Origin of the sequence: Pseudomonas sp. RIT409 (assembly GCF_003052515.2) — a bacterium.
GTDB lineage: Bacteria > Pseudomonadota > Gammaproteobacteria > Pseudomonadales > Pseudomonadaceae > Aquipseudomonas.
In genome coordinates this window covers 186,681-211,459 of the sequence record NZ_QARE02000006.1, presented here as the reverse complement: position 1 = coordinate 211,459, position 24,779 = coordinate 186,681, and the positions used below count along the sequence as shown (strand labels likewise).

General features: G+C 61.2%; 20 protein-coding genes. 11 read left to right on the top strand and 9 right to left on the bottom strand.

All coding sequences use genetic code 11. The features are described 5' to 3' along the window. The first annotated feature begins 38 nt into the window (after positions 1 to 38). Positions 39 to 941: an SdiA-regulated domain-containing protein gene (locus tag DBP26_RS10335; protein ID WP_108237481.1), complete on the top strand. Its 903-nt coding sequence runs from the start codon at positions 39 to 41 to the stop codon at positions 939 to 941. 130 nt (positions 942 to 1,071) lie between these two features. Here DBP26_RS10335 and rpiA read toward each other — a convergent pair whose 3' ends face one another. Continuing rightward, positions 1,072 to 1,743 (bottom strand): ribose-5-phosphate isomerase RpiA, encoded by a 672-nt coding sequence (gene rpiA / locus DBP26_RS10330; RefSeq protein ID WP_108237480.1) that lies wholly within the window; start codon positions 1,741 to 1,743, stop codon positions 1,072 to 1,074. Positions 1,744 to 1,995: 252 nt separating this feature from the next. Here rpiA and ilvA point away from each other — a divergent pair, with 252 nt between their 5' ends. Together ilvA and DBP26_RS10320 are read left to right on the top strand one after the other, a co-directional pair. Beyond that, positions 1,996 to 3,510 (top strand): threonine ammonia-lyase, biosynthetic, encoded by a 1,515-nt coding sequence (gene ilvA, locus DBP26_RS10325; RefSeq protein WP_108237479.1) that lies wholly within the window; start codon positions 1,996 to 1,998, stop codon positions 3,508 to 3,510. Between the two features lie 222 nt (positions 3,511 to 3,732). After that, entirely contained in the window at positions 3,733 to 4,161 is a 429-nt protein-coding gene (locus tag DBP26_RS10320; protein WP_108237478.1) for a DUF2269 family protein, read from the top strand. A gap of 122 nt (positions 4,162 to 4,283) precedes the next feature. Here the strand turns inward: DBP26_RS10320 and DBP26_RS10315 are convergent, their stop codons facing one another. Beyond that, a complete protein-coding gene (locus DBP26_RS10315; RefSeq protein ID WP_108237477.1) occupies positions 4,284 to 4,940 on the bottom strand; it encodes an HAD family hydrolase in 657 nt (218 codons plus the stop codon). Between the two features lie 165 nt (positions 4,941 to 5,105). Here DBP26_RS10315 and DBP26_RS10310 point away from each other — a divergent pair, with 165 nt between their 5' ends. Together DBP26_RS10310 and ptsP are read left to right on the top strand one after the other, a co-directional pair. After that, positions 5,106 to 5,585: an RNA pyrophosphohydrolase gene (locus DBP26_RS10310; RefSeq protein WP_007252747.1), complete on the top strand. Its 480-nt coding sequence runs from the start codon at positions 5,106 to 5,108 to the stop codon at positions 5,583 to 5,585. Positions 5,586 to 5,606: 21 nt separating this feature from the next. Continuing rightward, the gene (gene ptsP, locus DBP26_RS10305; RefSeq protein ID WP_108237476.1) at positions 5,607 to 7,886 is read left to right on the top strand and encodes a phosphoenolpyruvate--protein phosphotransferase; all 2,280 of its coding nucleotides are present in this window, start codon (positions 5,607 to 5,609) and stop codon (positions 7,884 to 7,886) included. Positions 7,887 to 8,057: 171 nt separating this feature from the next. On the opposite strand, the gene DBP26_RS10300 is transcribed toward ptsP, so the two are convergent. Then, positions 8,058 to 8,804, bottom strand: coding sequence for an NRDE family protein (locus DBP26_RS10300; protein ID WP_108237475.1), 747 nt, complete (start codon positions 8,802 to 8,804; stop codon positions 8,058 to 8,060). A gap of 115 nt (positions 8,805 to 8,919) precedes the next feature. Between DBP26_RS10300 and DBP26_RS10295 the strand changes: the two genes are divergently transcribed. The 5 genes from DBP26_RS10295 (at position 8,920) to DBP26_RS10275 (ending at position 14,766) form a co-directional block, all read left to right on the top strand. Then, positions 8,920 to 9,702, top strand: coding sequence for a sulfite exporter TauE/SafE family protein (locus DBP26_RS10295; protein ID WP_108237474.1), 783 nt, complete (start codon positions 8,920 to 8,922; stop codon positions 9,700 to 9,702). 36 nt (positions 9,703 to 9,738) lie between these two features. Further along, on the top strand, positions 9,739 to 10,551 hold the full coding sequence (gene lgt / locus DBP26_RS10290) for a prolipoprotein diacylglyceryl transferase (RefSeq protein WP_108237473.1): 813 nt from the start codon (positions 9,739 to 9,741) through the stop codon (positions 10,549 to 10,551). 57 nt (positions 10,552 to 10,608) lie between these two features. Beyond that, positions 10,609 to 11,442, top strand: a complete 834-nt coding sequence (locus tag DBP26_RS10285; protein ID WP_108237472.1) for a thymidylate synthase — start codon at positions 10,609 to 10,611, stop codon at positions 11,440 to 11,442. A 351-nt stretch (positions 11,443 to 11,793) separates the two neighbouring features. Further along, a complete protein-coding gene (cfa, locus tag DBP26_RS10280; protein WP_108237471.1) occupies positions 11,794 to 12,951 on the top strand; it encodes a cyclopropane fatty acyl phospholipid synthase in 1,158 nt (385 codons plus the stop codon). Positions 12,952 to 13,317: 366 nt separating this feature from the next. Further along, entirely contained in the window at positions 13,318 to 14,766 is a 1,449-nt protein-coding gene (locus DBP26_RS10275) for a catalase (RefSeq protein ID WP_108237470.1), read from the top strand. A 142-nt stretch (positions 14,767 to 14,908) separates the two neighbouring features. Here the strand turns inward: DBP26_RS10275 and cadR are convergent, their stop codons facing one another. Continuing rightward, the gene (gene cadR / locus DBP26_RS10270) at positions 14,909 to 15,367 is read right to left on the bottom strand and encodes a Cd(II)/Pb(II)-responsive transcriptional regulator (protein WP_108237469.1); all 459 of its coding nucleotides are present in this window, start codon (positions 15,365 to 15,367) and stop codon (positions 14,909 to 14,911) included. An 83-nt stretch (positions 15,368 to 15,450) separates the two neighbouring features. Here cadR and DBP26_RS10265 point away from each other — a divergent pair, with 83 nt between their 5' ends. After that, positions 15,451 to 17,742, top strand: a complete 2,292-nt coding sequence (locus tag DBP26_RS10265; protein ID WP_108237468.1) for a heavy metal translocating P-type ATPase — start codon at positions 15,451 to 15,453, stop codon at positions 17,740 to 17,742. A gap of 127 nt (positions 17,743 to 17,869) precedes the next feature. Here the strand turns inward: DBP26_RS10265 and hutG are convergent, their stop codons facing one another. The 5 genes from hutG to hutH (DBP26_RS10240) all read right to left on the bottom strand — a co-directional run bounded on the left by hutG (position 17,870) and on the right by hutH (DBP26_RS10240) (position 24,769). Next, positions 17,870 to 18,673, bottom strand: a complete 804-nt coding sequence (gene hutG, locus DBP26_RS10260) for an N-formylglutamate deformylase (protein ID WP_108237467.1) — start codon at positions 18,671 to 18,673, stop codon at positions 17,870 to 17,872. A gap of 21 nt (positions 18,674 to 18,694) precedes the next feature. Further along, positions 18,695 to 19,900: an imidazolonepropionase gene (gene hutI, locus DBP26_RS10255; RefSeq protein ID WP_108237466.1), complete on the bottom strand. Its 1,206-nt coding sequence runs from the start codon at positions 19,898 to 19,900 to the stop codon at positions 18,695 to 18,697. 87 nt (positions 19,901 to 19,987) lie between these two features. After that, positions 19,988 to 21,397 (bottom strand): amino acid permease, encoded by a 1,410-nt coding sequence (locus DBP26_RS10250; protein ID WP_108237465.1) that lies wholly within the window; start codon positions 21,395 to 21,397, stop codon positions 19,988 to 19,990. Positions 21,398 to 21,587: 190 nt separating this feature from the next. Further along, positions 21,588 to 23,111 carry a histidine ammonia-lyase gene (gene hutH / locus DBP26_RS10245; RefSeq protein ID WP_108237559.1) on the bottom strand — a complete coding sequence of 508 codons (1,524 nt, stop codon included), beginning with the start codon at positions 23,109 to 23,111 and terminating at the stop codon, positions 21,588 to 21,590. A 23-nt stretch (positions 23,112 to 23,134) separates the two neighbouring features. Next, entirely contained in the window at positions 23,135 to 24,769 is a 1,635-nt protein-coding gene (gene hutH, locus DBP26_RS10240; protein ID WP_108237464.1) for a histidine ammonia-lyase, read from the bottom strand. Between the last annotated feature and the right edge of the window lie 10 nt (positions 24,770 to 24,779).

Here is a 24,779-nt window from a genome sequence, read left to right as displayed (position 1 = left end):
GATATTAATACGCTGTCATCTGAATCCGAGCGTCATGCATGCGTTATCTGTCTAGCCCGAAAACGGTTCCGTTCGCGTTATTGCTTCTGGTCGTTCTGGCCATTTCCTACGTCGCCGCTCGCGAATTTCGAGTCCCCGAGCATCTCTGGTTCAACTGGCAGGTGTTCTGGCAGTCCAATGACGCCCAGGCGCTGGGCCTGGACGACTACGAGGTGGCGGTCGAGGCGAGGGTGATCGAAGGGCTGGAGGACAACGTGTCGGCGTTGAGCTTCGATCCCGACCGCAAAACCCTGTTTACCGTCACCAATAAAGATCCGGAATTGATCGAGCTGAGCCTGGATGGCCGTGTGCTGCGGCGCATTCCGCTGAGCGGTTTCGGGGATGCGGAAGCCGTGGAGTACATCAGCCCAGGTGTCTATGTCATCAGCGACGAGCACAGCCAGCGGCTGATCAAAGTCCAGGTGGACGACGAGACGCGTTTTCTCGACGCTGCCGATGCCGAGCAGCTCACGCTGGGAATCGACGCCGGAGGCAACAGCGGTTTCGAAGGGCTGGCCTATGACAACAAGGCCCAGCGCCTCTTCGTCGCCAAGGAGCGCCGACCTGTACAGATCATCGAGGTGCGCGGTTTTCCTTACCAGCAGGGCGCGGGTCTTGAAGTCACCTCGAGTCGGCGCCGGGATGCGGGCCTGTTCGTGAGGGACCTGTCCAGCCTTCAGTTCGACGAGCGCAGTGGGCACCTGCTCGCGCTGTCCGACGAGTCACGCCAGATACTGGAGCTGGATATCGAGGGCCGGCCAGTGGGCAATGTGTCGCTGACCAAGGGCAACATGGGCCTGAGCAAGACCGTGCCGCAAGCCGAGGGCATTGCCATGGGCGATGACGGTACCTTGTACCTGGTGAGCGAGCCGAACCTGTTTTACGTGTTCAAGAAACGATGACTCGAAAACGACTGGATATTCCTTGTAGGACCGCGCTTGCCCGCGATGGCGGTTAACCAGACACCTCAATGGTGACTGATACACCGCTATCGTGGGCAAACGCGCTCCTACAGGACTTGCGTCCGAGCAATCAGCGCGTCAGGGTTTTCACCCCTTCCTGTGTGCCCAGCAGGAGCAGATCGGCCGACCGCGCCGCGAACAGGCCATTGGTGACCACGCCGACGATCGCATTGATCTGCGCTTCAAGCGCCACCGGATCGGTGATGCTCATATTGTGCACGTCCAGAATGATGTTGCCGTTATCGGTTATCACGGCTTCGCGGTAAACCGGGTCGCCGCCCAGCTTGACCAACTGCCGCGCCACATGGCTGCGGGCCATGGGGATGACTTCGACCGGCAGCGGGAATGCACCCAGCACCGGGACGAGCTTGCTGCCGTCAGCGATGCAAATGAATGTCTTGGCCACGGCTGCAACGATCTTCTCGCGAGTCAGGGCCGCGCCGCCGCCTTTGATGAGGTTCAGGTGTTCGTCGCTTTCGTCGGCGCCGTCGACATAGAACTCCAGGTCGCTGACGGTATTGAGTTCGTACACCGGAATACCGTGGCCTTTGAGACGTGCGGCGGTGGCTTCGGAGCTCGCGACAGCACCGTCGAAGGCGGTCTTGTGTTTGGCCAGGGCATCGATGAAACAGTTGGCGGTGGAGCCCGTGCCGACGCCGACGATGCTTTTGTCGTCGAGTTTCGGAAGGATGAAATCGACCGCGGCCTGGGCAACGGCCTGTTTGAGTTGATCCTGGGTCATGCGGGGTTGGCTCCGGTGAGGAATGCTCTCGTAGGAGCGCGCTTGCCCGCGATTGAGTCGTGTCAGGCGCTGGTGAGTTGAATGACACACCGCAATCGCGGGCAAGCACGCTCCTACAACGAGGAGGCTATCTGTTGAGGGCGGGCATTATAGCGATATGCCGCCTTTAAAACTCGGGTCTTCGTGTGGTCGTCGGTCGGGGCGCGGGGTAGACTTCTCGGCCTTGCCCTTTTCGTCAGTGATGCTCTCCCGATGCTCGAACAGTACGTCAAGAAAATCCTCACCTCCCGCGTCTACGATGTCGCCGTGGAAACTCCCTTGCACGGCGCCCGTCAGTTGTCCGAGCGGCTGGGCAATCAGGTGCTGCTCAAGCGCGAAGACCTGCAGCCGGTGTTCTCCTTCAAGATCCGCGGCGCGTACAACAAGCTGGCGCAGTTAAGCGCCGACGAGCTGGCGCGGGGCGTGGTCACCGCTTCGGCGGGCAACCACGCGCAGGGCTTGGCGCTGGCGGCGAAAAAACTGGGGATCGAGGCAACCATCGTCATGCCCAAGACCACTCCGGAGATCAAGGTCGAAGGTGTGCGCTCGCGAGGCGGCAAGGTCGTGCTGCATGGCGATTCGTTCCCCGAGGCGCTGGCGCATTCCCTGAAGCTGGTTGAGGAAAAAGGCTACGTCTATATCCACCCCTACGACGATCCGGACACCATCGCCGGGCAAGGCACGGTGGCCATGGAGATCCTGCGCCAACACCCGGGCCCGCTGGACGCGATCTTCGTGCCGGTGGGTGGCGGCGGGCTGATCGCCGGCATCGCGGCCTACGTGAAATACCTGCGCCCCGAGATCAAGGTGATCGGTGTCGAACCGGACGACTCCAACTGCCTGCAGCAGGCCATGGCCTACGACGAGCGCGTGGTGCTGCACCAAGTCGGGCTGTTCGCCGATGGCGTGGCGGTGGCGCAGATCGGTCAGCACACCTTCGATGTGTGCAGGGATTATGTCGATGAAGTCCTGACGGTCAGCACCGACGAGATCTGCGCAGCGATCAAGGACATCTATGACGACACCCGCTCGATCACCGAACCGGCCGGTGCGCTGGGGGCGGCGGGGATCAAGAAGTACGTCGAGCAATACGGGGTCAAGGGCCAGACCTTCGTGGCCATCGAGTCCGGCGCCAACGTCAACTTCGACCGCCTGCGCCACGTGGCCGAGCGCGCCGAACTGGGTGAGGGCCGCGAGGCAATCATCGCCGTGACCATCCCCGAGCAGCCTGGCAGCTTCAAGGCATTCTGCGAGGCGGTGGGCAAGCGCCAGATCACCGAGTTCAACTACCGCTACCACACCGACCGCGAAGCGCACATCTTCGTCGGCGTACAGACCCACCCGGAAAACGACCCGCGCAAGGCGCTGATCGCCAGCCTGACCGAGCAAGGCTTCCCGGTGCTGGACCTGACCGACAACGAACTGGCCAAGCTGCACCTGCGTCACATGGTGGGCGGCCACTCGGAGCGGGTGAGCGACGAAATGGTGTTCCGTTTCGAGTTCCCCGAACGCCCGGGCGCGCTGTTCAACTTCCTCAACAAGCTCGGCGGAAAATGGAACATCTCGATGTTCCATTACCGCAACCACGGCGCCGCCGACGGGCGCGTGGTGGCCGGGCTGGTGGTGCCGGAGGAAGAACGCCACTTGGTGCCCCAGGCGCTGGCGGAAATCGGTTATCCGTACTGGGACGAGACGAACAACCCCGCGTATCGGTTGTTCCTGGGCTAGCCCGTAGGAGCGCGCTCGCCCGCGATCTGGCGCGCAGCGGCAGTAAACCCAAATGACGCGGTTTGCCTGATACAACGCGGTTGTCTGGTTCTGCTGCCGCTGTGCGCCAGATCGCGGGCAAGCGCGCTCCTACAGAGAGGCGAACGCGATTTCCCTGGTCAGCGCAACTTCCTCGGCGGTACTACGCTCAAAGCACGGCCCTCTGTAAAGGAAAGCACCGCCATGGAACACTTCGCCACCCTGAAAATCCTGCACATGGTGATGACTGCGCTGCTGTTCATCAGCGGTCTGGCATTGGCAGTCTGGATCGTGCGTGGGCGCCGGGCGGGGGACTTGACCGTGCAGAACCGCGCCATGCAACGGCCTTGGGTGTTCGTCTGGTTGTTGATGGGGGTGTGTCTGCTGGCGCTGCCCATCAGCGGCTGGTGGCTGGTGCACTATGCCGGATGGCCCTTGGGGCAAGCCTGGATTCTGGGCAGCGCCATGCTCTATACGCTTGGCGCGCTGAGTTGGGCTTGGCTGGCGGTGCGGGTCAATCGGCTGCGCAGGCCAGTAGTGGTTGGCAATCCGCGTTTCACGCTAGGGCTGGCGATTTTCAGCGCGGTCTGCTTTGTCGCCATCGCCGGCCTGATGGGAGCCAAGCCGGTTTAGTGCTCCCTATTCGCAGCAGACGGCTTGCCGGTGGCAGGCGTGTATATGATCGCCGTCGCGGGCAAGCGCGCTCCTATAGGTGAAAGGGCATCTTGTAGGAGCGCACTTGCCCGCGAACGCTTTCAATCGCGCAGCGAAATGACCGGCCAGCCGCGACGAGTCGCTTCGGCGCGCAGTTTTTCATCCGGGTCGACGGCCACTGGGTTGGCCACGCATTCCAGTAACGGCAGGTCATTCATCGAGTCGCTGTAGAAATAGCTGCCCTCCAGCGTGAAGCCATTTTCCTCGATCCAGCGATTCAGGCGCGTGACCTTGCCTTCGCGGAAGCAGGGTACGTCGGTGGTGCGCCCGGTGTAACGCCCCTCGACCTGCTCGCACTCCGTCGCCAACAGCGTATCGATGCCCAGGCGGGCCACGATGGGCGCCGTGACGAAACGGTTGGTGGCCGTGATGACCACCAGCTTGTCGCCTGCGTCGCGATGTTGGGCGATCAACGCCAGCGCCTTGGGCAATATCAGTGGTTCCACGCAATCGCGCATGAAATCCGAATGCCATTCGTCGAGTTGGGCCATCTCGGTCCGTCCGAGAATTTCCAGGCTGAAATTCAGGTACTCGGTCAGGTTGAGGGTGCCCGCCAGGTAATCCTGATAGAACGCGTCGTTGCGCGCCTTGTAGGCAGCGCCGTCGAGAATGCCGCGTTCGCACAGGTAGTCGCCCCAGGCGTGGTCGCTGTCACCGCCGAGGAGCGTGTTGTCGAGGTCGAATAAGGCCAGACGCATGGGGTTACCCGCTGAAATCACTGAAAAAAGAGCACAAGAATACGAGGTTTCATCAAGTGATCGCATCTATTAATGCGCTTGTGGCGATAAGCTGCCCGCGCCTCGTTGCTGCCTTCACGATCTTTGTGGAACAATGCGACGACATGCGTTTGCGAGGTTGTAGCCGTGATCGACCCCGATGGTTTCCGCCCTAATGTCGGGATAATTCTGACAAACGATGCTGGCCAGGTTTTATGGGCTCGCCGTATCAACCAAGATGCCTGGCAGTTTCCTCAAGGGGGTATCAACCCGCAGGAGACGCCCGAAGACGCGCTCTATCGTGAATTGAATGAAGAAGTCGGCCTGGAACGGCACGATGTCGAAATTCTGGCCTGCACCCGTGGCTGGTTACGCTATCGTCTGCCCCAACGCCTGGTGCGTACGCACAGCCAGCCGCTGTGCATCGGCCAGAAACAAAAGTGGTTTCTCCTGCGCCTGATCTCCAATGAGCAGCGGGTGCGGATGGATTTGACCGGTAAACCGGAGTTCGATGGCTGGCGCTGGGTCAGTTATTGGTATCCGTTGGGCCAGGTGGTGACATTCAAGCGCGAAGTCTATCGCCGCGCACTCAAAGAGCTTGCCCCGCGCCTGTTGTCGCGCGACTGACACGGAGTTCGACCCCGAGCCATGCTCAATACGCTGCGCAAGATCGTCCAGGAAGTTAACTCCGCCAAGGATCTCAAGGCGGCGTTGGGGATTATTGTGTTACGCGTCAAAGAGGCCATGGGCAGCCAGGTCTGCTCGGTCTATTTGCTCGACCCCGAAACCAATCGTTTCGTGCTGATGGCCACCGAGGGCTTGAACAAGCGCTCGATCGGCAAGGTCAGCATGGCCCCCAATGAAGGCCTGGTCGGCCTGGTCGGCACGCGAGAAGAGCCGCTGAACCTGGAAAACGCCGCCGATCACCCTCGTTATCGTTACTTCGCCGAGACGGGCGAGGAGCGCTATGCCTCCTTCCTCGGCGCGCCGATCATCCACCACCGGCGCGTGGTCGGGGTGTTGGTGATCCAGCAAAAGGAGCGTCGCCAGTTCGACGAAGGGGAAGAGGCGTTTCTGGTGACCATGAGCGCCCAGCTCGCGGGCGTCATCGCTCATGCTGAGGCCACAGGTTCGATCCGTGGCCTGGGGCGGCAAGGCAAGGGCATCCAGGAAACCAAGTTCGTCGGCGTGGCCGGTTCGCCGGGCGCTGCGGTAGGCACGGCGTTGGTGGTCCTGCCGCCAGCGGATCTGGATGTGGTGCCGGACAAGACGGTCACCGACATCGAGGCCGAAATTCAGCTCTTCAAAAATGCGCTGGAAGGTGTTCGCGCCGACATGCGCACGCTTTCGGCGAAGTTGGCGACACAGTTGCGTCCTGAAGAGCGAGCGCTGTTCGATGTCTACCTGATGATGCTCGACGATGCCTCGCTGGGCAGTGAGGTCAAGAACGTCATCAGGACCGGCCAGTGGGCGCAGGGCGCGTTGCGCTCGGTGGTCAACGAGCACGTCAATCGTTTCGAACTGATGGACGACGATTACCTGCGCGAGCGGGCTTCTGACGTGAAAGACCTCGGGCGCCGTCTGCTGGCGTACCTTCAGGAAGAGCGCCAACAGGCGCTGGTCTATCCGGACAATACCATTCTGGTCAGCGAGGAGCTGACACCTGCGATGCTCGGGGAAGTGCCGGAAGGCAAGCTGGTGGGCTTGGTCTCGGTGTTGGGCTCGGGCAACTCCCACGTTGCGATTCTGGCCCGGGCCATGGGCATTCCAACGGTCATGGGTGCGGTTGACCTGCCGTATTCCAAAGTCGATGGCATTGAACTGATCGTCGATGGTTACCACGGCGAGGTGTACACCAACCCTGGTGAAGCGCTGCGCAGGCAGTATTCGGTGGTGGTCGAGGAAGAGCGTCAGTTGGCGCAGGGTCTCGACGCGTTGCGTGAACTGCCGTGCGTGACCCTCGATGGCCATCGGATGCCGCTGTGGGTCAACACCGGCCTGCTGGCCGACGTTGCCCGCGCTCAGCAGCGTGGTGCCGAAGGCGTCGGCCTTTACCGCACCGAAGTGCCCTTCATGATCAACCAGCGGTTCCCGAGTGAAAAGGAGCAGTTGGCGATCTATCGCGAACAACTGGCGGCCTTCCATCCCCTGCCGGTGACCATGCGCACCTTGGACATCGGCGGCGACAAGGCGCTGTCTTACTTTCCCATCAAAGAAGACAACCCGTTCCTGGGTTGGCGCGGCATTCGAGTCACCCTCGACCACCCGGAAATCTTCCTCGTACAGACCCGGGCGATGCTCAAGGCCAGTGAAGGCTTGAACAACCTGCGGATTTTGCTGCCGATGATTTCCGGTACGCACGAGACGGAAGAGGCCTTGCACCTGATTCACCGGGCGTGGGGTGAGGTGCGCGATGAGGGCACCGATGTGCCGATGCCGCCGGTAGGGGTGATGATCGAAGTCCCGGCGGCGGTCTATCAGACCCGAGAACTGGCCCGGCAAGTGGACTTTCTGTCGGTCGGCTCCAACGACCTCACCCAATACCTGCTGGCGGTGGACCGCAACAACCCGCGTGTGGCCGATCTCTATGACTACTTGCACCCCGCGGTGCTGCAGGCCTTGCAGAACGTGGTGCGCGACGCCCATGCCGAAGGCAAGCCGGTGAGCATTTGTGGGGAGATGGCGGGCGATCCGGCGGCGGCGGTGCTGCTGATGGCCATGGGCTTTGATAGCCTGTCGATGAACGCCACCAACCTGCCGAAAGTGAAATGGATGCTGCGTCAGATCAACCTGAGCAAGGCCAAGGAACTGCTGGCGCAACTGATGAACAATGACAACCCTCAGGTCATCAGCAGTTCGTTGCAACTGGCGCTGAAGAACCTCGGGCTGTCGCGGATGATCAATCCGGCGTCCGTTAAAGGGCATTGATCGCACACAAGTCTCGACGACTCACTTGCCCTCTGATGATCGTTCCCACGCTCCGCGTGGGAACGCCGCCCCGGGCGCTCTGCGTCCACAACGACGCAGGGCGTCGAAGGATGCATTCCCACGCAGAGCATGGGAACGATCATGCAACGATCATGCACAGGGGCGGTGCATTCAGATGTGCAGGCTTACCTCACCCAATCTCCCACCATGTGGCCCGAAGCTGCGCTCAATCAGCCTCCGGCTCCCGTCTGCACTGACAATCAACACCGTGCTCGCGCGGGTTCCGTAGTTGGGGCTGGCGATGAACACGCTGGACAGCAGTTTTTCTGTAGCAAACCCTACGCCCGTGTTGGGTAGCTCCGTGTCTGCCGCTGCCGTGTCGTCTGCGAGCAAGTCGAACAGGGCCTCAGGCTCGGGGTCGTTCAGGTGTGCGGACAGCGCCGCTTTGGCCTTGAGCAGCTTGGGCCATGGCGTATCGAGGCCGGCGTTGGACACGCCATAAACCCCCGGGGCGAGTTGACAAGGCGCGGCGTCGACAGCGTTGAGAAAGTGCAGCGAATGCCGATCACCGACCAGCAAATTGAACCCGCTGTATTCTGCCGCGCGTCCCGCGACTTCGCGCAGGTAATCATCGACAGACAGCGTGCCCTGCAGAAAATGAGCAACCAGCTCCCCGCGCGAGCGACGCCCCAAGGGCTGGCCAGGGTCGCGGATGTTGGTCAGGGCCGCGAAGCGGCCGTCCGTGGAGACGCCCAGCCAGGTGCCGCCAGCTTCCAGATCCCGGCCCGCGTAGATGTGCGGGGCATCTTCCCACTGCGCGAGCGGGCGCGTCGGGCGGGCATAGAACTCGTCGCGGTTGGCAGCGAGGATGAAAGGTTGCGGGTGGTCAGGGCGCCATGCGAAGACGATCAGGCACATGCAGGTCTCCTTTTTTCCGCCACTGTACGCACAGATCCGCTGCACATCCATCGCGCGCACCTAGAGACAGGCCGCACGCTCCGGTAAACTGCCGCACTGATTTTCGGAGACCCCCATGGAATTTCTGCTCTACCTGGCGCTGGGCGCATGCGCCGGTGTGCTGGCCGGGCTGTTTGGCGTGGGCGGGGGCATCATCATCGTGCCGGTGCTGGTGTTCAGCTTTACGCTGCAAGGGTTCGACAGCTCGGTGTTGACGCACCTTGCCGTGGGTACGTCATTGGCAACCATCGTGTTCACGTCGATTCAGTCCGTGCGCGCCCACCACCGGATGGGCGCTGTGCGCTGGCCTGTGTTCGGCTGGATGACAGTCGGCATCCTCATCGGTGCGGGGCTCGGCTCGCTGACGGCCAGCTACATTGCCGGGCCGCACCTGCAGAAGATCATCGGTGTGTTCGCGATCCTGGTTGCCATCCAGATGGCGCTGGATTTGAGACCCAAGGCCAGCCGCGGCGTGCCCGGCAAACCTGGCCTTGTCGGGGCAGGCGTGGTCATCGGCTGGGCCTCGGCGATTTTTGGCATCGGAGGGGGTTCGCTCACGGTGCCGTTTCTCACCTGGCGCAGCCTGACCATGCAGCAAGCCGTGGCGACCTCGTCGGCATGCGGCTTTCCCATCGCTGTCGCCAGCGCCATAGGTTTCATGATTCTGGGGTGGCACGATCCCCTGCTGCCCCCGCATAGTCTGGGTTTCGTGTACTTGCCCGCGCTGATCGGTATTGCATTCACCAGCATGTTCTTCGCCCGTTTTGGTGCGAAACTGGCGCATAAACTGTCGCCCAGGGTGCTGAAACGACTGTTCGCACTGCTGCTGGTGGTGGTCGGTACCAGTTTTCTGATTTGATTCGTCGCTCTCGGAGCGCCCATTTAAGGAGTTGCAATGCTGCCTTACCCGCAGATTGACCCGGTAGCCGTGGCCATCGGTCCGCTGCAAATTCACTGGTACGGCCTGATGTATCTGGTCGGTATCGGCAGTGCCTGGTTTCTGGCTTCACGTCGTCTCGACAAATTCGACCCGACCTGGACCAAAGAGAAACTCTCCGACATGATTTTCTGGGTCGCCATGGGCGTAATCGTCGGTGGGCGACTGGGTTACGTGCTCTTTTACGACCTGCCCAATTACATCGCCAATCCGCTGCTGATCTTCGAAGTGTGGAAGGGCGGCATGGCGTTCCACGGGGGCTTCATTGGCGTGATGATCGCCACTTACTGGTTCGGCCGTCGCAATGGCAAGTCGTTCTTCCAATTGATGGACTTCATCGCCCCGATGGTCCCGATCGGGCTGGGCGCTGGACGTATCGGTAACTTCATCAATGGTGAACTGTGGGGCAAGCCGACCGATCTGCCGTGGGCGATGGTCTTCCCGCCCTACAGCGACCCCGCGCAGCTGCCTCGCCACCCGTCGCAGCTTTATCAGTTCGCGCTGGAAGGTGTGGCACTGTTCGTCATTCTTTACTTCTTCTCGCGCAAGCCACGCCCGACCATGGCGGTTTCCGGCATGTTCGCGCTGTTCTACGGCATTTTCCGCTTCGTCGTGGAATTCGTTCGCGTGCCGGACGCTCAGTTGGGTTACCTGGCGTGGGGCTGGGTCACCATGGGCCAGATCCTCAGCCTGCCAATGATCATCGGCGGTCTGGTACTGCTCTGGCTGGCGTACCACCGCGCACCCGCTGCCAATAACGCAGCTGCATGATTCTGAACCGCCAGGTGAGCGCATCTGGCGGTTCATCGATAAAGAGGGCCTTTGGGCATGAAGCAATACCTTGACCTGTTGCAGGACGTCATTGCCAACGGCACACGCAAAGGCGACCGTACCGGCACAGGCACCACAGCGGTGTTCGGCCGTCAGATCCGCCACAACCTGGCTGACGGCTTTCCGCTACTGACCACCAAGAAACTGCATTTTAAAAGCATCGCCAACGAGTTGATCTGGATGCTCAGCGGCAACACCAACACCCGGTGGCTGAACGAAAACGGCGTCACCATCTGGGATGAGTGGGCCACCGAAGAGGGCGACCTCGGCCCGGTCTACGGTGCGCAGTGGACTGGCTGGCCAACCAAGGATGGCGGCAAGATCAACCAGATCGACTACATGGTCGATTGCCTGAAGAACAACCCCAATAGTCGGCGGATTCTGTTCCACGGCTGGAACACTGAGTACCTGCCGGACGAGAAACTCTCGCCTCAGGAAAACGTGAAAGCGGGGCGCCAGGCGCTTGCGGTCTGCCATCTGCTCTACCAGGCGTTCGTCGCCGACGGCAAGCTGTCGATGCAACTGTATATCCGCAGTTCCGATGTATTCCTGGGCCTGCCGTATAACATCGCTGCGTTGGCACTGCTGACCCATATGTTGGCGCAGCAGTGCGATCTGATCCCCCACGAGATCATCGTCAGCCTGGGCGACACTCATGCGTACGCCAACCATGAAGAGCAGATCGCGCTGCAACTGACTCGCACGCCCAAGCCGCTGCCTCGGTTGAACATCAAGCGTCGCCCGGACAGCATCTACGACTACCGTTTCGAGGATTTCGAAATCGTGGGTTACGACGCCGATCCCAACATCAAGGCGCCGGTGGCGGTCTGAGCGCCACGGACCTCGCCAGGAGTCTGCCGCTTTCGACAGGGCAGGCTCACCACGCCGCGGTGTAATCAGACCTGCCTTCGACCCTCCAGGGGGTCTGCCGACAAAACCGCACAAACCTTCTATGTTCTAACTGGTTAAAACCTTCTTGCAGGTTGTTAATTACTCGACTGAACATTGGATTGTTGCAGCTGTGTAATAACTGTTTTGCAGCACGGTAAACAAAATTGATTTGATAGATATTTTCAATCTGCCGATCGCATTTATTGAGTTTAACTGTGGCGATTGTTTGTTCTATAGTCCGGGTCTACCAAAAAAGTCTTTAGCCTGACATGCGTTTGGAAAGCCCCCTCCATGACCACGACGAACTTCAGCACTGACACTTATTCAGATCACACCTCCGGGCTTTATCGCACGGCCTCTCGTCTCCTCAACGCCGCCGGTATCCAGATGAATGGATCCGCACCCTCCGACATTCGCTTCAACGGGCCGGGCGTCATCGAGCGAGCATTCGCGCAGGGCAACCTTGGACTGGGCGAAGCGTATATGGACGGGCTGTGGGACAGCGACCAACTGGACGAGTTTTTTCACCGTTTGCTGAAAACCGGCATGACCGAAGAAGTGAAGCCGGTGCGTCTGGTGTTCTACGCGCTCATGGCGAAGTTCATGAACCGGCAGAACATCAAGCGCTCCAAGACCGTGGGCGAAGTGCACTACGACCTGGGGAACGACTTCTATTCGAAAATGCTCGATTCGCGCATGACCTATACCTGCGGGTATTGGGAAAATGCGACGACCCTGGAAGAGGCTCAGGCCGCCAAGCTGGACCTGATCTGCCGCAAGCTGCAACTCAAACCGGGTATGCGCGTGCTGGACATCGGGTGCGGCTGGGGCAGTTTCATGAGTTATGCCGCCGAGCATTACGGTGTCGAAGCCGTGGGTGTGAGCATTTCCAAGGAGCAAATCGCTTGGGCCAAGGAGCGTTACAAGGGATTGCCGCTCGAGTTTCGTTTTCAGGATTATCGTGAAATCGATGAACAGTTCGATGCCATTGCCAGTGTGGGCATGTTCGAACATGTCGGGCGTAAAAATCATCGAGAATACATGGAGTTAGCCCACCGCTGTTTGAAACCGGGTGGATTGTTTCTGTTGCATACCATCGGGAAGAATCAACGCAACTCTTATCCTGACCCGTGGATTGATAAATATATATTCCCCAACGGTGATCTTCCTTCAATAGGTCAGATGGGGGACGCCATGGACGGTTTATTCGTAGTGGAAGACTTGCACAACTTTGGTTCGGACTATGACAAGACGCTCATGGCCTGGCATGACAACTTCATGAAGGCCTGGCCTGAGTTTGAATCAAAATTGGGTCAGCGCTTTTATCGCATGTGGCGTTACTACCTGTTGTCGTGCGCGGGCGCGTTCCGAGCACGGGACATTCAATTATGGCAATGGGTATTGTCCAAAGGCGGCGTGCCGCATGGGTACCATCGCAGCCAGATCTAAGGCCGCCGCCTCACTCCCACAAGCTGCAGTGTTTGATCGTACCCACGCTCTGCGTGGGTACGCAGCCTCTGAGGCTCCGCGTCAGTGCAATGCAGAGCATCGCAAACGGCATTCCCACGCGGGAGCGTGGGAACGATCCTCGGAGGAGTGAGAGACAGTTGGCGAAGGCCTACAGGTTCGAGTGTCTTTAAGAATTTGTGCTGGCTATCGAAGATCAGCTAATCAATTAAATCTCTCTATCCACCCAGTGCGGCATCACAATGAGCGTCCGCCTCCGGTTTTCCTTATCGTTCTCCCCATCCAAGACATTCAGGCCGGCTTCCTACGAGGTCGCCCGCGTCAGTGACCCCATCGGAGAGAACGCGCATGAGCAACAAATTGACGACCGCCTTCGGCGCTCCTGTAGTCGATAACCAGAACATCCAGACCGCCGGCCCACACGGCCCGGCCCTGCTGCAAGATGTGTGGTTCCTCGAGAAGCTGGCGCACTTTGACCGTGAAGTGATTCCGGAGCGTCGCATGCATGCCAAAGGTTCAGGCGCGTTCGGCACCTTCACCGTAACCCACGACATCACCCGCTACACCCGCGCAAAGATCTTCTCGCAGGTTGGCAAGCAGACCGAGATGTTCGCCCGTTTCTCCACCGTAGCCGGTGAACGCGGCGCAGCGGACGCCGAGCGCGACATTCGTGGTTTTGCCTTGAAGTTCTACACCGAGGAAGGCAACTGGGACCTGGTCGGGAATAACACGCCGGTGTTTTTCCTGCGTGATCCATTGAAATTTCCTGACCTGAACCACGCGGTCAAACGCGACCCGCGTACTGGCATGCGCAGCGCCGAAAACAACTGGGACTTCTGGACTCAATTGCCCGAGGCGTTTCACCAAGTCACCGTGGTCATGAGCGAGCGGGGCATACCTCGCAGCTACCGCGAAATGCACGGTTTTGGCAGCCACACTTACAGCTTCCTCAACGCCCGGCACGAGCGTTTCTGGGTCAAGTTTCACTTCGTCTCGCAGCAGGGTATCGCCAACCTGACCGACGCCGAAGCCGCCGCCTTGGTGGGTAACGACCGCGAATCGCACCACCGAGACCTGTACGACAACATTGAGCAGGGCAACTTCCCGCGCTGGAAATTGTTCGTGCAGATCATGCCGGAGAAGGAAGCGGGCACCTACCACATCAACCCGTTCGACCTGACCAAAGTCTGGCCGAAAGGCGATTACCCGTTGATCGAAGTGGGCTATTTCGAGCTCAACCGCAACCCGGAGAACAACTTCGCCGATGTCGAACAAGCAGCTTTCGCGCCTTCCAACGTCGTGCCTGGCATCAGTTTCTCACCAGACAAGATGCTGCAAGGTCGCCTGTTCTCGTACGGCGATGCCCAGCGCTACCGCTTGAGCGTCAACCACCACCAGATTCCGGTCAACTCGCCCAAGGCTGCATTGCACGTGAACAGCTACCACCGCGATGGCCTGATGCGCATCGATGGCAACCGTGGCGGCATGACCTCCTACGAGCCGAACACCAAGGGCGCGTTCCAGGAACAACCGGATTTCCGTGAGCCACCTTTGTCCATCGAAGGTGCGGCGGGGCACTGGAACCATCGGGTGGATGACGATTACTTCTCGCAGCCGGGCAATCTGTTCCGCAAGATGACGCCGAAAGAAAAGCAGTCGCTGTTTGATAATACTGCCCGTGCCTTACGCGGCGTGTCGGCGCCCATCATCGCGCTGCACATCAAGCACTGCACACTGGCTGACCCGGAGTACGGCGCAGGTGTGACCGAAGCCGTGGAACGTATTCACGCCGCTTAACGCCTAATTTGTAGGAGCGCGCTTGCCCGCGGTAGGGGATGTCTGTTGGCAAATATGCCACCTGACACAACCCTTCGCGGGCATGCGCGCTTCTACAGGTCCGAGTCGGGGGGGCGTGATTGATTCAGGCAGGATCGACCCATCAATGGCCGTGGCTACGGCCTACATGGGAATGTTCGACGTCGGGGGTGACCACGCTGCCGCTGGTCTCCAGGCGCTCCAATATCGCGCAATGGTCCAAGGCGCCTTCGCTACAGCGCGTTCGCAACGCCACGAGTTGTTCCTGTAACGCCTGGAGACTGGCGATGCGGGCGCTGACGTGCTGGATGTGTTCGTCCATCAGCGCATTGACGCTCTGACATTGGTCTTGCGGGCTGTCGCGCAAAGCCAGCAGGCTGCGGATTTCGTCCAGCGTCATGTCGAGGCTGCGGCAGTTGCGAATGAAGGTCAGACGCTCGACATGCTCTTGAGTGTAGAGCCGATAGTTGCCGTCGCTGCGCGCGGGTTCGGCCAGCAGTCCCTCACGCTCGTAATAGCGGATGGTCTCCACCGGACAGTCGGTCAGTCTGGCCAGTTCGCCGATCTTGAAAGAGGCGCTCATGTCACTCATCCCGTTTTGAGGCTTGACCCTATAGTGGCTACAGGGTGTGTACTTGGCAACACGCACATCAAGAGACTCAACCCATGAGTGACTCTGTCCACAAACATTCGCATCACGATCACAAGGGTCATGACCACAAAGGGCATGCCAATCCGGGCCACGATCACTCGGCCCCCATGACATTGACGCCTGTCGGCAAGCACGATCATGCCGCACATGCCTGTTGCTCCCACGACGCCGCCCCGGCAGTGGTCAACCTTGCCAGCGGTTCGATGAATGACGCGCGCTTCAGCAGTTTCCGCATTGAAGCGATGGATTGCCCTACCGAACAGACGCTGATCCAGAACAAGCTGGGCAAGCTCAAAGGCATCCAGAAGCTTGAGTTCAACCTCATCAACCGTGTGCTGGGCGTATGGCATGAGTTGCCGTCCGTGCAGCCGATCCGTGATGCCATCGGTTCGTTGGGGATGCAGGCCGAGGTGATCGATGAAGGCGCAACCGAGGAGGCCGAAACGCTGCCTGCGCCGAGCAAGCCGTGGTGGCCGCTGGCATTGTCCGGCGTCGCAGCCATTGCGGCTGAGGTGATTCATTTCACCGAGGCCGCGCCGACGTGGGTCGTGGCGTTGATCGCCTTGGTGGCGATCTTCAGCGGCGGCCTGACCACCTACAAGAAAGGCTGGATCGCACTCAAGAATTTCAACCTGAACATCAATGCGCTGATGAGCATTGCGGTGACGGGGGCGGTGTTGATCGGGCAATGGCCGGAAGCGGCCATGGTGATGTTTCTTTTCACCGTCGCTGAGCTGATCGAGGCCAAGTCCCTCGACCGCGCGCGAAATGCTATCGGCGGGTTGATGCAATTGACGCCTGACACGGCAACCGTGCAGCAGGACGGTCAGTGGGCAGAGATCGACGTCAAGCATATCGCGGTGGGTAGCGTAGTCCGGGTCAAGCCCGGCGAGCGCATTGGCTTGGACGGTGAAGTGGTCGCCGGGCATTCCAGCATCGATCAGGCGCCCATCACGGGCGAAAGCCTGCCGGTCGAGAAGAGCGTGGGCGATAAAGTCTTCGCGGGCACGATCAACCAGGCCGGCTCGCTGGAGTACAGGGTCACGGCGGCGGCGAATGCTTCGACGCTGGCGCGGATCATTCATGCCGTCGAGGCGGCGCAAGGCGCCCGTGCACCGACCCAACGTTTCGTCGACAGTTTCTCCAAGGTCTACACGCCGGCGGTGTTCGTCCTGGCGCTGGCCGTGGCGCTCGTTCCGCCGCTGCTGATGGGGGCGGCTTGGTTCGACTGGGTTTATCGCGCGCTGGTACTTTTGGTGGTGGCATGCCCTTGCGCCTTGGTCATTTCAACACCGGTCAGCATTGTCAGCGGTCTGGCCGCTGCGGCGCGCAAGGGCATCCTGATCAAGGGCGGCGTCTATCTGGAGATGGGGCACAAACTCGACTACCTGGCGCTGGACAAGACCGGCACCATTACCCATGGCAAACCGGTGCAGACCGATTACGTGCTGCTCGATGAGGCCTTTGGCGAGCGTGCGCGAGTGATCTCTGCGAGCCTGGCCGGACGTTCCGATCACCCTGTCTCCCAAGCCATCGCCACGGCATTCGGCCAGCACGGGCACCTGGCCGTGGAAGCCTTCGAGGCGTTGAGTGGGTTGGGGGTCAAAGGCGAAGTTGAAGGCCATTTCTACCATCTGGGCAACCACCGGCTGGTGCACGACGCAGGTCTGTGCTCGCCAGTACTCGAGGCGCGCCTGGAAGCGCTGGAGTCCCAGGGCAAAACGGTGGTGCTGTTGTTTGACGAGACAGGACCCCTGGCTTTGTTTGCGGTCGCCGACACGGTGAAGGACAGCAGCCGGGAAGCCATCGCGCAATTACATGGCCTGGGCGTGAAGACCGTGATGCTCACGGGCGATAACCCGCATACCGCCACGGCCATCGCCGCGCAGGTAGGAATTGACCAGGCAAAGGGCAATCTGCTGCCGGAGGACAAGCTCAAAGCAATTGAAGGGCTTTATGCGCAGGGGCATCGGGTCGGGATGGTCGGCGACGGCATCAACGATGCGCCGGCACTGGCTCGTGCAGAGATCGGCTTTGCCATGGCCGCTGCCGGCACGGACACGGCCATCGAAAGCGCCGACGTGGCATTGATGGATGACGACTTGCGCAAGATTCCGGCGTTCATCCGCCTGTCTCGCGATACGGCTGCGGTACTCAGACAGAACATCGCCCTGGCACTGGTGATCAAGGCAATTTTCCTGGCCGTGACGTTCGCCGGAATGGCGACCATGTGGATGGCGGTGTTCGCAGATATGGGGGTGAGCCTGTTGGTGGTGTTCAACGGGTTACGTTTGTTGAGGAGATAGCAACGTCAGCGTGACCGTGCCCACGCGCCGCGTGGGCCGCCTGCCGCAGGACGCTCCCCGTCCGGTAACGCGGAGCGTCACGCACTGCATTCCCACTCGGAGCGTGGGAGCGATCACCGGAAGGGCATTATTTTCCGTACTTCTCCCGCCCCCAGGCGATCATGCTTTCCAGCAACGACTTCAGCACCACCCGCGTCGGGTCAGCAAGATCCGCGCGGTAGTGGAACGGCACGAACTCCTCCATATAGGTGCTTTGCGCCAACTCAAGCTGCACCGCGTGGATGTGCTCTGCCGGATTGCCGTAATGACGGGTGATGTGGCCGCCTTTGAAGCGCCCATTCAGCACATGGCTGTAGCGCTTGGCGCTTGCACACACCGCTTCAAGCCGCTTTTCCAGCTCCGGATCGCAGCTCGCGCCGTTGAAGGTGCCGAGGTTGAAGTCCGGCAGGCGGCCGTCGAACAGGTGCGGGATGTGGCCGCGAATCGAGTGGGCATCGAACAGCAACGCGTAGCCGAATTCGTCACGCAGGCGCTCGAGCTCTTTGCGCAGGGTGTCGTGGTATGGCGTCCAGATTTTCTCCAGATAAGTCGCGCGCTCTTCTTTGCTCGGCACCCGGCCTTCCTGGAACAGCGGGTCGCCTTCGAACAGCGTCGAAGGGTACAACCCGGTGGTCGCTCCGGCGTACAGCGGTTTGTCGTCGGAAGGGCGATTGAGGTCGATGACGAATCGCGAATACTCCGCTGCCAGCACGCTGGCGCCCAGATCGTGAGTGAAATCGTACAAGCGCGGGATATGCCAGTCAGTGTCTGGCAGGCTCACGGCCTCATCCACCAAGCCTTCGCGTACCACAGGCGTCAGATTCAGACCTGGATGGGGCATGCTGATCAGCAGCGGTATGCGACCACGAGTGAAACTCAGAACCTTGTCCACGATGTTCTCCCGATTCAGTAATTAGAAATGACTTTCCACGCCGTGGCGCACGACGCGTTTATCGAGGTTTCCACCCAGCCAGTACGCCAGGTCCGCAGGTCGCTCGATGTGCCATGCCACGAAATCGGCGACCTTGCCCACCTCCAGCGAACCATGGGTATCGGCCATCCCCAGCGCCTGAGCGGCATGAAGGGTCGCGCCCGCGAGGGCTTCTTCGGGTGTCATGCGGAACAGGGTGCAAGCCATGTTCAGCATCAGGCGCAACGACAGGCCGGGGGAGGTGCCCGGATTGAGGTCGGTGGCGATGGCGATTTTCACGCCGTGTTTACGCAGCGCCTCCATGGGGGGCAACTGGGTTTCCCGGAGGAAATAGAACGCACCGGGCAGCAGCACCGCGACAGTGCCCGAGGCGGCCATGGCGATGGCGTCTTCCTCGGTCATGAATTCCAGATGGTCGGCAGACAGCGCCTGATACCGTGCTGCCAGGCTGGAGCCATGCAGCGACGACAGTTGCTCGGCGTGCAGTTTCACCGGCAGGCCCAGCTGACCTGCGGTGATGAACACCTGCTCGACTTGGGCGGGCGAGAACGCCAGGTATTCACAGAACGCGTCGACGGCATCCACCAGGCCATCCTTCGCCAGCTCGGGCAGCATGTTGCTGCAGACGTGGGCGATATAGTCGTCGGCACGGTCCTTGTACTCGGGCGGCAAGGCGTGGGCCGCCAGGCAGGTGGTGCGTACGGTCACCGGCAGATTCCGGCCCAGTTGACGCGCAACGCGCAACATCTTCGCTTCACTCGCCAGATCCAGGCCATAGCCGGACTTGATTTCCAGCGTGGTGACCCCGTCCTTGAGCAAGTGCAGCATGCGGCGCTCCGCGCTGGCATACAACGCTTCTTCGCTTGCCGCGCGCGTGGCTCGAACGGTGCTGGCGATGCCGCCACCGGCCGCTGCGATGTCGGCGTAGCTCACGCCCTGTAGGCGCTGTTCGAATTCCCCGCTGCGGTTGCCGCCGAAGACGGTGTGGGTGTGGCAGTCGATCAAGCCGGGCGTCACCCACGCTCCGTTCAAATCGACCTGGGCGATGTCACCCTGGTCAGGCAGCTCACTGCGCGGCCCGAGCCAGGCGATGAGCGCTCCGTCGGTCACAATGGCGGCATCCTCGATGATCGAGTATGTACCGTTTGCCATGGTTGCTGCGTGACAGTTATGCCAGAGCGTTTTCATCAATGCCTCCAGAAATCGATGCGGTTCGAGCCCAGCAGGCGTGCACCGGCTTCGAGCGGGCTCACGCCGACGGGAATGGGTGAAGGGTCAGGCCGGCGGCTTGCCCCGCGCCTGATCCGACAATGGCCGATTACGGTTCGGGGCGACCCAGACCCGGTACGCAACCACCAACAACACGATCCAGACAGCCCCCACTGCCAGGGCTGCCTGGGTATCAGGGAAGTAACCCAACACCACGAAGACCAGCACCATGAACGCAGTGGCCGCCATTGGGCCCAACGGCCAGAACGGCACCGGAAATTTCAGTTGTGCGACCTCGCCCTGTGTCATTGAGCGACGCATGGCGATCTGGGTCACGAGGATCATTAGCCATACCCAGACCGTGGCGAAGGTGGCGATCGAGGCGATCAACAGGAAAACGTTTTCCGGGATCAGGTAGTTGAGGACCACGCCACACAGCAGCGCGGCGCCCATGACCAGCACCGTCATCCATGGCACGCCCGAGCCGGACAACTGTGCGAATCCTTTCGGCGCCTGGCCCTGTACCGCCAGGCCATACATCATGCGGCCGGCGCCGAAAATGTCACTGTTGATCGCGGACACGGCCGCGGAAATCACCACGATGTTGAGAATGATCGCGGCCGAGGAAATCCCCAGCTTGTCGAAAATCTGGACGAATGGGCTGCCTTGGCTGCCGATCTCTTGCCAAGGGTACAGGGCCATCAGGACGAACAATGTCAGCACATAAAACAGCAGGATACGCAGCGGTACTGCATTGATGGCCCGGGGGATGACCTGCTCGGGATTGCGCGCCTCGCCAGCCGCGACGCCGATGATTTCGATACCACCGAAGGCGAACATGACCACGGCCAGCGCCGCGACTAAGCCGCTGACGCCGTTGGGCATGAAGCCGCCTTGGGTCCACAGGTTGCTGACGTGGCTGACGCTGTCGCCGGAGGACGAACCGATGCCAAAGAGCAGGATGCCGAAGCCTGCCAGGATCATCGCAATAATGGCGCCGACCTTGAGCAGGGACAGCCAGAACTCGGTCTCGCCGAACACTTTGACGCTGCACAGGTTGAGCGCCCCGATCACGAACACGATGCCGAGCACCCAGATCCAGCGCGGCACGTCGGGAAACCAGAAACCCATGTAGATCCCGAATGCGGTCACGTCGGCCAGGCAGACGATGATCATTTCGAAGGCGTAGGTCCAGCCCAGGACGAAGCCTGCCAGCGGTCCGAGGTACTGTGTGGCGTATTCGCCGAACGAGCCCGCCACGGGATTACGCACAGCCATTTCGCCCAGTGCGCGCATGACCATGTAAACCGCGGCGCCCGCGATGAGGTAGACCAGCAATACGGCGGGGCCGGCCAGTTTGATTGCCGAGGCCGAGCCATAGAACAGGCCGGTCCCAATGGCCGAGCCCAGCGCCATGAAGCGAATGTGGCGGGCGCTGAGCCCGCGTTTCAGAGCATTTGCGTTTTGCGGTTTCATTTCAGTTCCAAGTCTTTCTTTTGCTGGAATGAGAAGGAGCACGCCCTGTAGGAGCGCGCTTGCCCGCGAAGGCGGTGTGTCATTCACGGATGCGTCGCCTGACACACCGCCTTCGCGGGCAAGCGCGCTCCTACAAAGCGTCGCGGCCCTCTCCTCATTCCAATGACAGGCCGTCCCTGGCCTGTCCCGATCAGAAGCTCGGCAACAAGTCAGCGGACACCAGCTCGCTCAGGCACCGGGATGCGAGCAAGTGGATGGCGGCCTCGATGTCAGGGGCGAAGAAGCGGTCCTTTTCGTAGAACGGGACGATGTCGCGCAGAGTGGCGCGGGCCATCTCCAGTTTTTTCGAGGTTTTCAGACCTTTGCGCAGGTCCAGCCCCTGACAGGCAGCCAGCCATTCTACAGCCAGCACGCCTCGGGTGTTTTCCGCCATTTCCCACAGGCGCTTGCCGGCGGCGGGAGCCATCGACACGTGGTCTTCCTGGTTGGCTGAGGTCGGCAGGCTGTCGACGCTGTGCGGGTGCGCCAACGCCTTGTTTTCGCTGGCCAGCGCAGCGGCCGTCACCTGAGCGATCATGAACCCGGAGTTCACGCCGCCATTGCCCACCAGAAAGGGCGGGAGTTGCGACATGTGCTTGTCCATCATCAGCGAAATACGGCGCTCGCTCAGGGCGCCGATTTCGGCGAGGGCCAGGGCGATGTTGTCAGCGGCCATGGCCACGGGTTCGGCGTGGAAGTTACCACCGGAGATCACCTCGCCCTCAGCGGCGAACACCAGCGGGTTGTCGGACACCGCGTTGGATTCGATCGCCAGCACCTCGGATGCCTGGCGCAGCTGAGTCAGACAGGCGCCCATCACCTGTGGCTGGCAGCGCAGGGAGTAGGGGTCCTGCACTTTGTCGCAGTCGCGGTGGGATTCGGAGACTTCACTGCCATCGCCCAACAGGTCGCGAAAGGCGGCAGCCGTGTCGATCTGCCCACGCTGGCCGCGAGCGGCATGGATGCGCGGGTCGAAGGGGGCCCGGGAGCCGAGTACGGCTTCAACGGTCAGTGCGCCGCAGCTCAGTGCACCGGCGAACAGGTCTTCGGCTTCGAACAGGCCGCGCAGCGCATACGCGGTGGAGACTTGAGTGCCATTGAGCAGTGCCAACCCCTCCTTGGCCGCCAGCGTCAACGGTTCGAGACCGGCGACCGCCAGCGCCTCCACAGCGTTCAGCCACTGACCCTGGTAACGCGCCTTGCCTTCGCCCAGAAGCACCAGCGACATGTGGGCCAGCGGCGCCAGGTCGCCGGAAGCGCCGACCGAGCCTTTGAGCGGAATGTGCGGGTACACCTGGGCGTTGACCAGCGCGATCAGCGCGTCGATCACCTGCCGTCGAATGCCCGAAAAGCCCCGGCTCAGGCTGTTCACTTTGAGGACCATGATCAGCCGCACCAGATCGTCGCTGATCGGCTCGCCAACGCCTGCAGCATGGGACAGCACCAGCGAACGTTGCAGGTTCTCCAGGTCGGTACTGGCGATGCGGGTCGAGGCCAACAGACCGAAGCCGGTGTTGATGCCGTAGGCGGTGCGGTTCTCGGCGAGAATCTGCTCGACGCAGGCCACGCTGTCGTCGATCTGCCCGGCGGCGCTGGCATCCAGCGTCAGGATCACGGGCTGCTGATAGATCGCGCGCAGTTGCGCCAGGGTCAACTGGCCGGGGATCAGGTTCAGCGGGGTCGCCTGTTGGTTGTCGGTCACGATGCTGCTACTCCTTCGTTGAGGTCGGTCGCGTGCCTTGAACTGGCTCCTGCCTGTTCGGCGCTTGTGGCGCTCGGGTTGCGACGGGTGTTGTGTGCCCGCGCGTAGTCGCGGCAGGCCTGAAAGATGCTTTCCAGTGATTCTTCGTTTTTGAGCAGAGTGACGCTGCTGGCGATGTCCGGCGCCAGCCAGCGGTCTTCGTCGTAGGCCGGGACGCGTTCGCGCAGCAACCGCCAGGCCGCCTCGGTGCCGACGCCAAAACGCGGCCCCTTGAAGAATTCGAACGCTTGTGCGGCCAGTAAATACTCGATGGCCAGGATCTGCGTGACGTTTTCCAGCACCTTGTGCAGTTTCAACGCCGCGCTGGTGCCCATGCTCAGATGGTCCTCCTGAAGCCCGGAGGTGACGTAGTTGTCGACGATCGCCGGTTGCGCCATCTGGCGATTTTCCGCGCACAGGGAGGCGGCCACATACTGCACGATCATCATCCCCGAGTTGACGCCCGGCTGGCTGACCAGAAACGCCGGCAGCCCACTGACGGTCGGGCTGATCAGGCGATCGAGGCGGCGCTCGGCGATCGAACCCAGTTCGGCCATGGCAATCGCCAGTAGATCGGCCGCCATGGCCACCGACTGCCCGTGAGGGTTGGCCTGCGAGACCACTCGATAGGCCTCGGGGGTGCCCAGCAGCAGGGGGTTGTCGGTCGCCGAATTGAGTTCGGTCTCGATTTGCCGCGTCGCGTGGGCCAGTTGATCGCGTGTGGCGCCATGGACTTGGGGAATCGACCGAATGCTCAGTGCGTCCTGCGTCCGGATGCCCTGACTGTTGGCCAGCACTTCGCTGCCCGCCAGCAGGCCGCGCAGATTCTTGCCGACCTGCTGCATGCCTGGGTGGGGCTTGAGGGCTATGATCTCCTCGTCAAAGGCGTCCAACTGTCCGCGCAGGCCTTCGAACGTCATGGCGCTGATGACGTCCGCCCACTGCATCAGGCGATTGACGTCGGCGATGGCCAGGCAACTCAAGCCCGTCATGCAAGGCGTACCATTGACCAGGCACAACCCGTCTTTGGCGCCCAGTTCGACCGGCGACAGCCCTTCCTCGGCCAGTGCTTGCAGTGCCGAAACGATGTGCCCACGGTAACTCACCTGGCCCACGCCCAGCAGCGCCACGCCGACGTGGGCCATGTGCGTCAGATACCCCACCGACCCTTGAGACGGGACTTGCGGGGTGATGCGGTGGTTGAGCAAGGCCAGCAGGGCCTGCACCACCTGACGGTGAATGCCGGATTTGCCTTGGCTGTAATTGATGATCGCGGCGCAAATGATCGCGCGTGTCTGCTCGTCCGCCAGCACAGGCCCCACGCCACACGCGTGGCTGAGCAAGGTGTTGCGTGACAGGCGGCTGAGCTGCTCATTCTGCAGCGACACATTGCACAGGGCGCCAAGCCCCGTGTTCACGCCATAGGCGCGCTCGCCGCTGGCGACGATGCGCTGAACGATGGCCTGGGCGTTATCGATACGGGCCCAGGCCGCGTCTGACAGAGCCAGAGTCGCGCCGTGGCGCGCCACGGCCGTGACGGCCTGCCAGGTGACCGGTGCGTCGCCGATGATGATCTGTTGTGCTCGCGCCATGGGTACAGCC

Coding starts and splice junctions, on each gene's coding strand:
- DBP26_RS10335 (WP_108237481.1), top strand. CDS start 39: ATGCGTTATCTGTCTAGCCCGAAAACGGTTCCGTTCGCGTTATTGCTT.
- rpiA (WP_108237480.1), bottom strand. CDS start 1,743: ATGACCCAGGATCAACTCAAACAGGCCGTTGCCCAGGCCGCGGTCGAT.
- ilvA (WP_108237479.1), top strand. CDS start 1,996: ATGCTCGAACAGTACGTCAAGAAAATCCTCACCTCCCGCGTCTACGAT.
- DBP26_RS10320 (WP_108237478.1), top strand. CDS start 3,733: ATGGAACACTTCGCCACCCTGAAAATCCTGCACATGGTGATGACTGCG.
- DBP26_RS10315 (WP_108237477.1), bottom strand. CDS start 4,940: ATGCGTCTGGCCTTATTCGACCTCGACAACACGCTCCTCGGCGGTGAC.
- ptsP (WP_108237476.1), top strand. CDS start 5,607: ATGCTCAATACGCTGCGCAAGATCGTCCAGGAAGTTAACTCCGCCAAG.
- DBP26_RS10300 (WP_108237475.1), bottom strand. CDS start 8,804: ATGTGCCTGATCGTCTTCGCATGGCGCCCTGACCACCCGCAACCTTTC.
- DBP26_RS10295 (WP_108237474.1), top strand. CDS start 8,920: ATGGAATTTCTGCTCTACCTGGCGCTGGGCGCATGCGCCGGTGTGCTG.
- lgt (WP_108237473.1), top strand. CDS start 9,739: ATGCTGCCTTACCCGCAGATTGACCCGGTAGCCGTGGCCATCGGTCCG.
- DBP26_RS10285 (WP_108237472.1), top strand. CDS start 10,609: ATGAAGCAATACCTTGACCTGTTGCAGGACGTCATTGCCAACGGCACA.
- cfa (WP_108237471.1), top strand. CDS start 11,794: ATGACCACGACGAACTTCAGCACTGACACTTATTCAGATCACACCTCC.
- DBP26_RS10275 (WP_108237470.1), top strand. CDS start 13,318: ATGAGCAACAAATTGACGACCGCCTTCGGCGCTCCTGTAGTCGATAAC.
- cadR (WP_108237469.1), bottom strand. CDS start 15,367: ATGAGCGCCTCTTTCAAGATCGGCGAACTGGCCAGACTGACCGACTGT.
- DBP26_RS10265 (WP_108237468.1), top strand. CDS start 15,451: ATGAGTGACTCTGTCCACAAACATTCGCATCACGATCACAAGGGTCAT.
- hutI (WP_108237466.1), bottom strand. CDS start 19,900: ATGAAAACGCTCTGGCATAACTGTCACGCAGCAACCATGGCAAACGGT.
- DBP26_RS10250 (WP_108237465.1), bottom strand. CDS start 21,397: ATGAAACCGCAAAACGCAAATGCTCTGAAACGCGGGCTCAGCGCCCGC.
- hutH (WP_108237464.1), bottom strand. CDS start 24,769: ATGGCGCGAGCACAACAGATCATCATCGGCGACGCACCGGTCACCTGG.